The organism is Hyunsoonleella sp. J2K-J805 (assembly GCF_057167125.1).
In genome coordinates this window covers 2,513,225-2,526,339 of record NZ_CM169901.1, presented here as the reverse complement: position 1 = coordinate 2,526,339, position 13,115 = coordinate 2,513,225, and the positions used below count along the sequence as shown (strand labels likewise).

The following is a 13,115-nucleotide window of genomic DNA, read 5'->3' as shown; positions in this document are numbered from 1 at the left end:
CACGCAACTACTCATAGCCGAGACCGTTGTGCATAATGTAAACCAACCGCAAAACCGACCGAATTGAATAAAATACCAAAGAATTTAAAATATCTGATTTTCGGAATTAGTCTACTGACTTTTATTGGACTTTATTCAGGTTTTGGAATTAGACTTATGGTTGGGATTTCAAATAAGTTACTACCTATAACAAATTATTTTTTTGCGTTCTCAAGCACTCGTTTTGACTATCTGATTTTGTCAGCGATTCCCATATTCGGAATGCTATACAACTCAACAAGAACTGATTTTAAGTTAACCGAACTAATAATGGATATTGTAACCATTTTATTTTCTGTAATCATAATGTTTGGAATCGGACTCTTGATTTTAACATTCATTGGAAAACCTGAAAATCCTTTAATGCCTCAATATATAGTAACTGAACCCTTTGAATTGTACACTACAATATTTATTGGATTGGGAATTGGAATTCCGTTTTTGATTATAAAACTGATTAAAAATAAAAAACACTATGCACAACACAGTATATAAAAAATTGCTATTTTAGGCTTGCATTATGGCAGTTGCTTTGTTTGCTAGCTTCTGATTTTCCTTCGGAAAATCCTCGCACACAAACACGCAACTTTCCATATACGTAACCGTTGTAGGTAATTTTGGCGCACCTTGAAACTGAATGGAAAATTTGATAGGAAATATTGTCTTTTTAATAGTTGGCGGCGGATTTTTATATGCAGGATTCTACATCAGAAATACAAATCGTAGAATACGGACAAAAGGAATTAGAACTAAAGCGCAAATAATTGACTTTAAAAAAGAGCGGATTAAAGATGCGGACGGAGAATCTTTTGAATATCATTTTCCAATTGTAAGTTTTACCGACCGAAATGGAATCGAAACGACTCAAAAGCTGGACTCTAGTGAAAATCCAAAACGGATTAATGAACTGATTGACATTATTTACCTGAAAAAAGAAAAAGAGTACGAAATTATAAAAGATAATAATTGGTGGGAAATGAACCTACCAACGATTTTATTAATCGGTGGTTTCCTATTTTCTGGAATTGGCATTATACAATTGATTAACAAAATATGATTAAAAAACTACCTACAACATTGTATATAAAAAATTGCTATTTTGTGCTTAACCAATGTGAGTTGCTTTGTTTGCTTGCATCTGATTTTCCTTCGGAAAATCCTCGCACACAAACACGCAACATTTCATATACGTAACCGTTAGGCAACATTTAAACGAAACGCATATGTCAATGACCCAAGTAGCTTTTTTAAAGAAAGCTGATTTACCAAATAAAATAGAAATAGAGGAATCTATTCGCCAACTTGGATATGAATTTGAAATTTTAGATGATTTTGAAAATTTCTACGGAATTGACGGAATTGAATGTACTATAAACGGACAAAAGACTTTTTTCGAAATCTATTTCAATAATCCGAATGAAATAATATCAGAATCTGAATTCATTAAAAAAGATTTGACAGACCAAGATATAGCTGTTTCTTTTATTTGGGGAGCGGACTTTGCTGCTGGAGCTTCAATCGGACTTATTTCTGTTGCGTTGATTGATAAGTGTAATGCGTTAATTTATTATCTAGACGATGAAATTGCATATTCGAAAGAAATGCTACTAAATGATACGCCTGAATTCATAAAAGAACTGGAAAAGCAAAAAAAGTTCGAAGAGCAAAATCGGAATAGCAAACCAAAAATTCAACCGAAGAAAAAAGGCTTTTGGAACGGAATTAAAAAATTATTTAAATAAAAAACGTTGCCTAACAATGGCTATAAGTAATTGCTTGTTCTCGCCTACTTTGGAAATTCCTGCGGAATTTCCAACTCGATGTGTACTTGCAAAGTTAAGTGCTAACCCACGCAACTACTCATAGCCGAGACCGTTGTAAACAATTGCGGAAACGAAAATGACGAAAAAAGAAATCAATAATATTCTGAAAACTGAATCTGGAATTGTCCTGTTGGAAAAGGAATCTGAACATTCTTTTTTTGAAGCGATTTTAAGTAATTGGGTTTCTATTCTTTCTGCCATATTTTTTTTGACAAGAAAAAAATTGGATACTCTAATTTTGACTGAAAAAAGAATGACTCTAATCGTGCGGAATAAAGTCTATATTGAACGGATTTTTATTGGAATTGAATCTCTGAATTACAACGGAATTAAATCCACTCTTGAAGTAACTGACCAAAATCAAAAATTTTCATTTCCTTTAAATAAATTAAGAGTTAGCTACGAAGAGTCAAAGCTGATTAAACAAAAGCTGACTGAATTTATGAATCGGAAAAAATAACGGAATAATAAAACTGTTTACAACAATGTATAAAAATAATTACGGTTTAGTGCTTAATCAAAGGTAGTTGCGTGTTTGCTACATCTGATTTTCCTTCGGAAAATCCTCGCACGCAAACCCGCAACTATTCTTATACTAGACCGTTGTGCGCAAGCTGAAAAAAACCGAATATGGGAGATAATTTACCATCCAAAACAAATACCGAAGTTCTAATTCCATTAGACAAAATCGACTATTTACAAAAGGAATTGACTAATGTCAGAGATGAATTTGCAGATAACAAATATATTATCGAAGCAAGAAAAGTACTTGCAGCTGGTGGACTTCGAAGTACGATAGGCAGTTATTGGAACGCTGTTGTTGATGATTTAAGAAGAAAAGTAATTCATAGAAGTGTTGATTTGTTCAACAAAGAAGTTTCGCCAAAAAAAACGATAAAGACTTACGAAGATTTTCAAAACTACTTAACGGATTTTGAACTAATCGATGGTGCTTATCAGATTGGAGCAATTGGTTGGGAAGCAAAAAAACTTCTTCATCAAGCAAGAGAAACAAGGAATATTTTTGATGGACATCCTGACAGTTCAGACCCAACCTTATTTAAGGTATTTGATATGATTTCCGATTGTAATCGCTACGTTTTATCACAACCTTATCCAATTCCAATCATTGATGTAAACGAATACATCTTGACTATGGATAGTGACGATTTTAGTAAAAGTGATATTGCAGTGGAACAAGCATTTTCGGATTTACCAGATATATACAAGAAAGAAACAGCAAACAGACTCTTTACACTATATACTGGAGATAGTGCTTCAACAAGATTAAAGAGTAATATCGAATTTAGTTATCCTGTGCTATGGAAAGTTATTTCTAAAGAAATAAGACAAGAAATTGGGAAAAGATTTGATAAACTTATGGTTGCGGGAAATTCAACCGTAATAGAAAAAGCAAGTGACATTTTTTCTCTTATTGATGGCTTTCGATATGTTTCATTAGCAAGTAGACGCATAATCTATGAACCACTTGTAACCGAACTTGAAGACAGCTTGGACAAATGGTCTGAAGAAGGTGTTGCCGTAAAAAAATTGCAAAGATTAGGGTCAAATATTCCAGAGGACATTATTGATAGATATGTATGCGCCCTAACCAAAACTTATGTTGGGTATAAAGGCGGTAGTCATTATTATTCAAGAACTGAATTTTACTCAAATTCTGCTGCACCAAGAATTTCCGAAATGTTTGAGGATTTTGACAATAATTCTGCTGAATCTTTTGTAAAAGCAATTAAAACTGACGCAAAACTTAAACAAAGAATAACTTATAAAAATCAACTGAACAGATTAAGAAGTTTAGCAAATATTCTTCTAAACAAACCTGAAATAAGAGATGATACTAAAGAGTTTTTAGAAATGCTCGTTGATGACGAAAAGACTAAAGACTTCTTTTATAATTTAAACAAATAAAAGCCAGCGCACAACAATGGCTATAAGTAATTGCTTGTTCTCGCCTACTTCTGAAAATCCTCGCGGATTTTCAGTTTGGTGTGTACTTGCAAAGTTAACTGCTAAACGACGCAACTACTCATAGCCGAAACCGTTAGGCAACATTTAAACGAAACGCATATGTCAATGACCCAAGTAGCTTTTTTAAAGAAAGCTGATTTACCAAATAAAATAGAAATAGAGGAATCTATTCGCCAACTTGGATATGAATTTGAAATTTTAGATGATTTTGAAAATTTCTACGGAATTGACGGAATTGAATGTACTATAAACGGACAAAAGACTTTTTTCGAAATCTATTTCAATAATCCGAATGAAATAATATCAGAATCTGAATTCATTAAAAAAGATTTGACAGACCAAGATATAGCTGTTTCTTTTATTTGGGGAGCGGACTTTGCTGCTGGAGCTTCAATCGGACTTATTTCTGTTGCGTTGATTGATAAGTGTAATGCGTTAATTTATTATCTAGACGATGAAATTGCATATTCGAAAGAAATGCTACTAAATGATACGCCTGAATTCATAAAAGAACTGGAAAAGCAAAAAAAGTTCGAAGAGCAAAATCGGAATAGCAAACCAAAAATTCAACCGAAGAAAAAAGGCTTTTGGAACGGAATTAAAAAATTATTTAAATAAAAAACGTTGCCTAACAATGGCTATAAGTAATTGCTTGTTCTCGCCTACTTTGGAAATTCCTGCGGAATTTCCAACTCGATGTGTACTTGCAAAGTTAAGTGCTAACCCACGCAACTACTCATAGCCGAGACCGTTGTGCATAATTTGAGAAAATATGGGATTTGAAATAATAGGAGCTTTAGTTTCAGCAGTTATCGGATTACTCTTTGGAGTTTTTCGCCCTTTGTTAGACAAAATAATTTATCCAAAAGCTGAAAAATATTATCTAGAAAATCCAGAAAGCAAATGGTCAAAGTTTCTTGAACAAATTTTCATTTTCAATAAAGATAAAAACAAACCTTTCAAAGAGAGGTTATCTGAATCTTTAGACACTCTCAAAAATGCAACCGAAGAAATTGATGGAGTAATTGAAGAAATTTCAAAAATCAGTAAAGAAAAACAACAAACGATAGAAAAACTAGAAACTACTTTGTCAGATTTAGAAACTAGAGAGAATGATTTAAAAGAGAAAATCTCTACAATGGAAAAAGTTCCAGTTGAATCATTAAAGCATTTCGAAGAAATTTTAAACAAAGGAAATAAAAGAAGTGCTACTAGAGATTATGTGATTTTTGTTTCAGGTATTATTTTAACAACCATAATAGCAATTTTGCTGAACAAATTTATGTAGATATGACAAACAAAAAACTTGAAGGTTGGGGCTTAATTTTAATTCTTGTTTCTTTTGGTTGGCAATTCCTCGAAGTAAACTTGACTGAATTATCTAATGAGGTGGATAAATATCAACTTCACGAAAAAGTTGACGATTTATATATGATTATCGCAGATGTATATTCTCATAGCGAGTTCAATAATAGTCAAGTAAGAAGTTCTGTTGACTTTGAAACTATAAATAAAAATTGGAAATATTGGAATGGATTAAAAATTGAAAAAGAGAGTTTAGTTGGACAGCTAAAATGGACTTTCTATTTAAAGTCGCTTCTTTTTATAATAGGTAGTATCTTTTTGATTATTCCAAAATTCAGACCTTCAAAAGAACAATAAAAACTATGCACAACAATGGCTATAAGTAATTGCTTGTTCTCGCCTACTTCTGAAAATCCTCGCGGATTTTCAGTTTGGTGTGTACTTGCAAAGTTAAGTGCAAAACCACGCAACTACTCATAGCCGAGACCGTTAGCACCAATTAAACCCAGCAATAACAACAAATTCCGAAAATGCCGTATAAATGTCGTTGACAAGTCGCTATAAAATGAGAATTTAAAAAATATTTTTACAGTACAAATTAAACTGAATTAATAATGACTGAAATCGGAAAAAGAATAAAAGAAATACGATTAAAAAGAGGATTATCTCAAGAGGAACTAGCTGAAGCTTCAAAAGTAAATCTACGGACAATTCAACGAATTGAAAATAATGAAACTAAACCAAGAGAAAAAACACTTCAATTAATTTTTAACGCATTAGAAATTGAAATAATTGAGCGAGAAAAAAAGAGTATTGATAAATATTTAATTTGGTCATCTTTTTTAACACTAATGATAATTATTGGCTCATTTATCAGCTGGTTTCAAATTGCATCAACATCTATTGAAAAAACCGTTGTATCATCGTCTATAAAAAAAACTGGGTTTGAACTAATGACAGCAACTGGTTGGAATGGAAATATGAGTTATAACAAATTTACAATATATAATTGGGTAGTTAGTCTATGTGCTTTAACCATCGGAAGTATTGTAATTAGTAATTCATTAAAGCTAATCGACAACAAAATTAAATATATCTTGATACAATTAATAGTAATATCAATCTACTTATTTACTTTATACAAGGTATCTAATGTGTTAAATGTTTGGTTTAGACCAGGGCTATTTATAGTCGTAATTTCTACTATTTTATTATCAATAACATATCTTAAAAAGAAAAAAACTGGTGCTAACAATGTATAAAAATAATTGCTACATTAGTGCTTAAACAAAGGGAGTTGCAATTTTGTTACGTCTGATTTTCCTTCGAAAATTCCTCGCACACAAACCCGCAACTATTCTTATACGCAAACGTTGTAAGTAATTAAACCGAACCAATGCTGACCATTGAGAAAATAAAAATATACAACAAGTTTGGCGGAGACATTGACGGATTAGCCCGAGTAGGAAAATCGACTGAAAAGAACTTGATTAGTGATAATGAATGGTCATTAATTGACAAATTTGAACAGGATATTCATTTAATTTCCAATAGACTTGCTTCTAAAGAATATAGAGAAAGAGCTTTAAAAAATCTGACAGAGAATTGTGATTCTGAAACCAAAGATTATTTCTTAGAAAAAATCCCGTTTCATTCGGACTTTAAAGAAGTTTCAGAAATAATAACTAACATAAAATCGAAAATCAATAGTGAGACAGATACTATTTGGTCAGGATTTGATAATATTGAATTATTGATTGAAGAACTTGAATCAAACAAGAAACAAATTGAACTTTTGGACTTTGAAGTTCTTGAGAAAATTATGGTGGAATTTTTACCAACTAGTACTTATCAAGAATTAGCAATGTCGAATGGTTGGAGTGATGAATACTTAAAAATAGCCGAAAATTTTGACTTAATTCATAATCGGATTAAGAAAAAACTACTTACAACAACGGTAACCGTTGCACAACCCCCTAACAAAACTCCGAATAATTTATAAGCCACTGATTTAAAGCCTGTTTTGATTTTGCGCGTTCTGATTTTTATCTAAAATACGGGTTGCTTAAAACCAATAATATAGCGTCTTATTTGGCGATTTATACTACTTACTAAAACACCTACAACTCCTGCTATACTTTTGGGGCTGGTTTTAATATATTTTAAATATTTCTTTAAATTATATGCTACTGCTGATAGGTGCATGCATTTGTTGGCCTGTTCTAATCCTAAAGTATTTACTTTTCGCATGCCTAAAAACTGAGTGAGCGTTCCAAAAACAGGCTCTACCGTGCTTTGCCGCTTGCCTTTCATATAACGCCCTTTTTTACTGTTCACCCGGGCTATGTTACGCTCGTATTCCGGTCGGTAATAGGTAATGGTGAACTTCTTCTCTTGTGCCGATTTTCCTAAGCACGCACTGCGCAGGGGGCAGTCTATGCAAACCTTCTTTGACGCTCGATATTCCTTCTTTTTTGTGCTATTCTTCTTCTCATAAAATACCTTGGTAAATGGAATTATTTTTCCTTGTGGACAGATATAACAGTCTTCTTGTTCGTTATAAACAAAATCATCAGGACCACCTTTATATGTGCCATGTGGCGGAATGTAACTCTCAATATTTTGGCGTTCCAAAAACGCATAGTTCTCGCCGCTACTATAGCCCGTATCGGCTACACAGGTATCCATCTTCAAGCCAGATTGCCATAAACGCCTTTGAACCCTAATGACAATGTCCGATAATTGCTGACTGTCCTTACCGTCTGCATGGTACGCCTTAATATCGCTTATAACATGGTGTGCCGTATCTACAGTAAGTTGGCTTTGGTAATTTAGCTTTCTTGCTTTGCCTGGTTTTACACTGATTCTCGCATCGGGGTCGGTAGGGCTGTAATGCGTTTTGTTACTCGTGTAACGACTCCCTTTATTGCCCGATCCTGGACGATGGTTCTGTTCGGTGGACCATTTTTTGTTTCTACTGCGTAGCGCCTGTAGCTCTGATGAACTGGCTGATAGTGTTTGTTGTGATTGGGCTGCCTTATTGGTCTTGGAGCGCCTGATGACAGCTTCTTTATCTCTATGACTAATGTGGCGCACCTGCAGTAAGTGGGAGGCCAAATCTTCTTCCGGTACTTTCAGCTCCAGACTGTCCATGGAAGCATTGGCCTTTACAGGGGCAGAATCTATAACCTGCGTATGACCGCTGACCATACCGCCTGAAACACAAAGCTTAAAAACATGTGCAAAGAGATGCTCAAAAACCGATGCTGGATAAAGTTGGCGGGTTCTACTTATAGTCGAGTGCCAAGGTAGTTCTTCATCGATATCATAGCCTAAAAAGTATAGGATATCTAATCGCATACTACAATGAGAAACTAGCTTGTGGTCGCTGATAATGTTCTCCAGATAGCCCACCAAACATAGCTTAAAAAATACAACGGGGTCCAAACTCTTTTGTCCGCATCTACCATAATAAATCTCAGTCGCTTTGCGGAGAAAATCTAAATCTAAAATACCCGATAATCTGCGGTAAAAATTGTCTTTGGGAATCCGACTGCTCAACTGGAAAGTGTTGAACAGTTTTTCTTGATAAATCTTGTTGCCTTGCATATGTTAATATACGAAATTTCTGTATATTTAACAAGGCGTTGTGCAACAGGCACATTGGCTATAAGTAATTGCTTGTTCTCGCCTACTTTGGAAATTCCTGCGGAATTTCCAACCTGGTATGTACTTGCAAAGTTAATCGCTAAACCACGCAACTACTCATAGAGACCGTTGTATGCAAGTCGAAAAAAGCAAATGAGATTATCGAAAATATTCAGAAAAGGAAAAGAAACAACGTTTAAATGTAACTGTTGTGGAACTGAATATGATGAAATTCCATTGTGTTTTGGTTCAGAATTCCCCGATTATTACCACTCTATTCCGCCAAATGAAATTGAAAAACGTGTGGAACTTGAAAAAAGTTTGTGCGTAGTCGACAAAACTCACTTCTTTCATAGAGGACGATTGACTATTCCTATTTTGGATTTTAATAAGGACTTATATTTTGACATTTGGACTTCAATTAGTCCAGAAAATTTTGAAATTAGAATGGATTGTTGGGAAAGTCCGAATCGGAAAGATTTTGGATCTTATTTTGGTTGGTTACAAAACCAAATTCCAACCTATGAAAATACCATTAACATTAAATCAATTGCGATTGAACAGGACGCAGGAACTATTCCTGAAATTGAATTTACCGAAGAGAATCACCAATTAGGAATTGACCAAAAAAACGGAATAACATATAAAAAAGCGATGGAAATTGTACAGTATGCTCTTAAATCGCAACACGAATAAAAATAAGGCCAGCATACAACAAAGAACTGAGTTAAAAAACAACCACTTCAACATGTAAACTTCTTGGATACTAAACTAAATAAAGATTTTGAGAGTGATATTGTATTTTAAATACAGTTGAACCCTTATATTTGCACCTCAAAACAAAATTAGGTGAGTAAATCCCTTATCTCTCAAACCTATGCACAGGCTTTGCAAACGCAAAATCTGCAGAGTGTTATCGACCAAACCGAATCATCTGACGCTACCATTATCAAGCCCAAAGTACATCTAAAAGGGCTTGTAGGTTCATCGTTTTCCTTTGTAATTTCCAGCATTTTTAAAGAGGTTCAAAAACCGTTTCTTTTGATATTTAATGATAAAGAAGAAGCGGCGCATTACCTTAATGATTTAGAACAATTACTCAGTGAGAAAGATGTTTTGTTCTATCCTGGAAGTTACAGGCGGCCTTATGATATTGAAGAAACGGATAATGCCAATGTACTGCTTCGCGCTGAGGTTTTAAACCGTATCAATTCTCAAAAAAAATCAGCGATAATCGTGACCTATCCAGATGCCCTTTTTGAGCAGGTGGTTACGCGCAAGGAGTTGGAGAGCCATACTTTAAAAGTAGGCGTAAACGATAATTTGTCAATTGACTTTGTAAACGAAATTCTTTTTGAATATAAATTCAAGCGCGTAGACTTCGTAACCGAACCTGGAGAGTTCTCAGTACGTGGTGGAATAGTGGATGTGTTTTCTTTTTCACATGATGAACCTTATCGTATTGAATTTTTTGGTGATGAAGTAGATTCCATAAGAACTTTTGATGTTGAAACCCAGCTTTCAGTAGAGCAAATTAAAAAAATCAATATTATTCCGAATGTAGCGAATAAGTTGATGGAGGAAAAGCGACAAAGCTTCCTAAAATACATTGCTCAAAAAACGGTTATCGGACTAAAAAATGCAGATTTGCTGTTTTCAAGAATAAATGATTTCTATGAAAAAGCCGAGGAGGCCTTCAAGGAACTTTCAGAATACATCAAACATGCTGAACCACAGGAGCTATTTTGCAGTTCAGCATTACTGAAAAAACAACTTTTGGATTTTTCAATTATAGAATTCGGGACACAGAGTGTTTTTTGTCATTCAGAGCGTAGCGAAGAATCTAATGTAGTGCCTGAGGCTCTCGAAAGCACAACAACTAGAGCAGACACTTCGAGAACCTCAGTGTCCGAAATCATCTTCAACACAACACCCCAACCTGCATTCAATAAACAATTCAACCTGTTAATTGAAGATTTAAACGCCAACCACGAAAAGGGTTACACCAATTACATTGCTTGTGTAAGTGAGCAGCAAGCAAAGCGATTCCATGATATTTTTGATGATGCCAAACTTGATGTTAAAGACTACAAAACGGTAATTTTATCACTGCACCAAGGGTTTGTAGACCATGATAACAAAATGGGGTGCTATACCGATCATCAAATTTTTGAACGTTACCATAAATTCAGCCTCAAAAACGGTTATGCTAAAAAGCAAGCCATCACTTTAAAGGAACTAACAAATCTTGATATTGGCGATTATGTTACCCATATTGATCATGGTATTGGACGCTTTGGCGGACTTCAAAAAATTGACGTTGAAGGCAAGAAACAAGAAGCCATAAAACTAATTTATGGAGAGCGCGATGTGTTGTATTTAAGCATCCATTCGTTGCACAAAATCACCAAGTTTAATGGTAAGGACGGTAAGCCTCCTAAAATTTACAAATTGGGGAGTAGTGCTTGGAAAACACTTAAGCAAAAAACGAAGGCACGTGTTAAACATGTTGCTTTCAATCTTATAAAACTTTACGCAAAACGTAAAACCGAAAAAGGCTTTCAGTACAATCCAGATAGTTACATGCAGCATGAGTTGGAAGCCTCATTTATTTATGAAGATACACCTGACCAAAGTACGGCAACTGCCGATATAAAAGCCGATATGGAAAGCGAACGCCCTATGGATCGACTCATTTGCGGCGATGTTGGTTTCGGTAAAACCGAGGTGGCTATTCGCGCAGCGTTCAAAGCAGTTGATAACGGTAAACAAGTGGCGGTTTTAGTACCAACAACAATTTTAGCGTATCAACATTCAAGAACATTTAAACAACGCTTAAAGGATTTTCCTGTAGTAGTAGACTATCTGAATCGCTTTAGAACTGCTAAACAAAAACGTGAGACTTTAGAAGCGCTATCAGAAGGGAAAGTAGATATTATCATCGGTACGCATCAACTTGTCAATAAGAATGTAAAATTTAAAGATTTAGGTTTACTTATTGTTGATGAAGAACAAAAATTTGGTGTAGCTGTTAAAGAAAAGCTGAAAACCTTAAAGGAAAATGTGGACGTACTTACCCTCACCGCAACACCAATTCCAAGAACACTACAATTTAGCTTAATGGCTGCGAGAGACTTATCGGTAATTACTACACCGCCCCCAAATCGTTATCCTATTGAAAGTCATGTAATTCGCTTTAATGAAGAAACCATAAGGGATGCTATTAGTTATGAAATCCAACGTGGTGGTCAAATCTTCTTCATTCACAATCGTATTGAAAATATAAAAGAAGTGGCCGGTATGTTGCAGCGTTTGGTGCCAGACGCCAAAATTGGTATTGGTCATGGGCAAATGGAAGGCAGAAAGCTAGAGCAACTCATGCTTCAATTTATGGATGGTGGTTTTGATGTTTTGGTAAGCACCACAATTGTTGAAAGCGGTTTAGATGTGCCAAATGCTAATACCATTTTTATCAATAACGCCAATAATTTTGGATTGAGTGATTTGCACCAAATGCGTGGTCGAGTAGGGCGAAGCAATAAAAAGGCATTTTGTTATTTTATTACCCCCGAATATTCCGCAATGACGGAAGATGCCAGAAAGCGTATTACGGCATTAGAACAGTTTACCGAATTGGGAAGTGGTTTCGATATTGCCATGAAGGATTTAGAAATTCGTGGGGCAGGAGATTTGCTGGGTGGCGAGCAAAGTGGTTTTATCAATGAAATAGGGTTTGATACGTATCAAAAGATATTAAATGAAGCCATTGATGAACTCAAAGAAAATGAGTTTAAGGAGCTATATCAAGATGAAGGGGAAGACAAGGTTTATGTAAAGGATGTCACGATTGATACAGATTTTGAGCTACTGTTTCCTGATAGTTATGTAAATAACATAGCAGAACGACTCAACCTATACACACAGCTGAATAGTTTGAAAACAGAGGAGGAACTAGATAAATTTAAGCTGGAATTGATTGACCGTTTTGGAGAATTGCCAGAACAAGTGACCGATTTATTAAATAGTGTCCAAATAAAGTGGTTAGCTACTAAAATTGGCTTTGAAAAAGTGATTATGAAGCAAAATAAATTGATTGGTTATTTTATTACAGATCAGCAAAGTAGTTTTTATCAAAGTAGTAACTTTACAAAAGTTTTACAGTTTGTGCAAACCCATTCGCAAAGCTGTAAAATGAAGGAGAAGCAAACTAGAAATGGGCTTCGTTTATTGCTTACTTTTGATGGTATAACCTCAGTTGAACAGGCTTTAGACGCTTTAAAACCCATTGTGGCGTAATTATTGTTTTTAACA

General features: G+C 34.6%; 13 protein-coding genes. 12 read left to right on the top strand and 1 reads right to left on the bottom strand.

Annotated features, from left to right (window positions below; translation table 11 throughout):
* Nucleotides 1-63: 63 nt before the first annotated feature.
* From AC1B0Z_RS11260 to AC1B0Z_RS11215, 10 genes are all read left to right on the top strand, one after another.
* Nucleotides 64-534, top strand: a complete 471-nt coding sequence (locus tag AC1B0Z_RS11260; RefSeq protein ID WP_483792108.1) for a hypothetical protein — start codon at nucleotides 64-66, stop codon at nucleotides 532-534.
* 142 nt (nucleotides 535-676) lie between these two features.
* Entirely contained in the window at nucleotides 677-1,096 is a 420-nt protein-coding gene (locus AC1B0Z_RS11255; protein ID WP_483792106.1) for a hypothetical protein, read from the top strand.
* Between the two features lie 166 nt (nucleotides 1,097-1,262).
* Nucleotides 1,263-1,781, top strand: coding sequence for a hypothetical protein (locus tag AC1B0Z_RS11250; protein ID WP_483792100.1), 519 nt, complete (start codon nucleotides 1,263-1,265; stop codon nucleotides 1,779-1,781).
* Nucleotides 1,782-1,938: 157 nt separating this feature from the next.
* A complete protein-coding gene (locus tag AC1B0Z_RS11245) occupies nucleotides 1,939-2,322 on the top strand; it encodes a hypothetical protein (RefSeq protein ID WP_483792104.1) in 384 nt (127 codons plus the stop codon).
* A gap of 170 nt (nucleotides 2,323-2,492) precedes the next feature.
* Nucleotides 2,493-3,791, top strand: a complete 1,299-nt coding sequence (locus AC1B0Z_RS11240; protein WP_483792102.1) for a hypothetical protein — start codon at nucleotides 2,493-2,495, stop codon at nucleotides 3,789-3,791.
* 159 nt (nucleotides 3,792-3,950) lie between these two features.
* Complete coding sequence (locus AC1B0Z_RS11235; protein ID WP_483792100.1) at nucleotides 3,951-4,469, top strand: hypothetical protein; 519 nt, start codon at nucleotides 3,951-3,953, stop codon at nucleotides 4,467-4,469.
* A gap of 154 nt (nucleotides 4,470-4,623) precedes the next feature.
* Nucleotides 4,624-5,139, top strand: coding sequence for a hypothetical protein (locus AC1B0Z_RS11230; protein ID WP_483792098.1), 516 nt, complete (start codon nucleotides 4,624-4,626; stop codon nucleotides 5,137-5,139).
* Nucleotides 5,140-5,141: 2 nt separating this feature from the next.
* The gene (locus AC1B0Z_RS11225) at nucleotides 5,142-5,513 is read left to right on the top strand and encodes a hypothetical protein (protein WP_483792096.1); all 372 of its coding nucleotides are present in this window, start codon (nucleotides 5,142-5,144) and stop codon (nucleotides 5,511-5,513) included.
* 257 nt (nucleotides 5,514-5,770) lie between these two features.
* On the top strand, nucleotides 5,771-6,418 hold the full coding sequence (locus tag AC1B0Z_RS11220; RefSeq protein ID WP_483792094.1) for a helix-turn-helix domain-containing protein: 648 nt from the start codon (nucleotides 5,771-5,773) through the stop codon (nucleotides 6,416-6,418).
* A 134-nt stretch (nucleotides 6,419-6,552) separates the two neighbouring features.
* Nucleotides 6,553-7,158 (top strand): hypothetical protein, encoded by a 606-nt coding sequence (locus AC1B0Z_RS11215; protein WP_483792092.1) that lies wholly within the window; start codon nucleotides 6,553-6,555, stop codon nucleotides 7,156-7,158.
* 47 nt (nucleotides 7,159-7,205) lie between these two features.
* Here AC1B0Z_RS11215 and AC1B0Z_RS11210 read toward each other — a convergent pair whose 3' ends face one another.
* Nucleotides 7,206-8,765: an IS1182 family transposase gene (locus AC1B0Z_RS11210; protein WP_483792090.1), complete on the bottom strand. Its 1,560-nt coding sequence runs from the start codon at nucleotides 8,763-8,765 to the stop codon at nucleotides 7,206-7,208.
* Between the two features lie 192 nt (nucleotides 8,766-8,957).
* On the opposite strand from AC1B0Z_RS11210, the gene AC1B0Z_RS11205 reads away from it, so the two are divergent.
* Nucleotides 8,958-9,500, top strand: a complete 543-nt coding sequence (locus AC1B0Z_RS11205; protein WP_483792088.1) for a DUF2199 domain-containing protein — start codon at nucleotides 8,958-8,960, stop codon at nucleotides 9,498-9,500.
* Between the two features lie 153 nt (nucleotides 9,501-9,653).
* Nucleotides 9,654-13,100: a transcription-repair coupling factor gene (gene mfd / locus AC1B0Z_RS11200; protein ID WP_483792086.1), complete on the top strand. Its 3,447-nt coding sequence runs from the start codon at nucleotides 9,654-9,656 to the stop codon at nucleotides 13,098-13,100.
* The last annotated feature ends 15 nt before the right edge of the window (nucleotides 13,101-13,115 follow it).

What these genes read in the sequence shown, in the direction of transcription:
- AC1B0Z_RS11220 (WP_483792094.1), top strand. Translation starts at nt 5,771, where the DNA reads ATGACTGAAATCGGAAAAAGAATAAAAGAAATACGATTAAAAAGAGGA.
- AC1B0Z_RS11210 (WP_483792090.1), bottom strand. Translation starts at nt 8,765, where the DNA reads ATGCAAGGCAACAAGATTTATCAAGAAAAACTGTTCAACACTTTCCAG.
- AC1B0Z_RS11230 (WP_483792098.1), top strand. Translation starts at nt 4,624, where the DNA reads ATGGGATTTGAAATAATAGGAGCTTTAGTTTCAGCAGTTATCGGATTA.
- AC1B0Z_RS11250 (WP_483792100.1), top strand. Translation starts at nt 1,263, where the DNA reads ATGTCAATGACCCAAGTAGCTTTTTTAAAGAAAGCTGATTTACCAAAT.
- AC1B0Z_RS11255 (WP_483792106.1), top strand. Translation starts at nt 677, where the DNA reads ATGGAAAATTTGATAGGAAATATTGTCTTTTTAATAGTTGGCGGCGGA.
- AC1B0Z_RS11205 (WP_483792088.1), top strand. Translation starts at nt 8,958, where the DNA reads ATGAGATTATCGAAAATATTCAGAAAAGGAAAAGAAACAACGTTTAAA.
- AC1B0Z_RS11240 (WP_483792102.1), top strand. Translation starts at nt 2,493, where the DNA reads ATGGGAGATAATTTACCATCCAAAACAAATACCGAAGTTCTAATTCCA.
- AC1B0Z_RS11235 (WP_483792100.1), top strand. Translation starts at nt 3,951, where the DNA reads ATGTCAATGACCCAAGTAGCTTTTTTAAAGAAAGCTGATTTACCAAAT.
- AC1B0Z_RS11225 (WP_483792096.1), top strand. Translation starts at nt 5,142, where the DNA reads ATGACAAACAAAAAACTTGAAGGTTGGGGCTTAATTTTAATTCTTGTT.
- AC1B0Z_RS11215 (WP_483792092.1), top strand. Translation starts at nt 6,553, where the DNA reads ATGCTGACCATTGAGAAAATAAAAATATACAACAAGTTTGGCGGAGAC.
- AC1B0Z_RS11245 (WP_483792104.1), top strand. Translation starts at nt 1,939, where the DNA reads ATGACGAAAAAAGAAATCAATAATATTCTGAAAACTGAATCTGGAATT.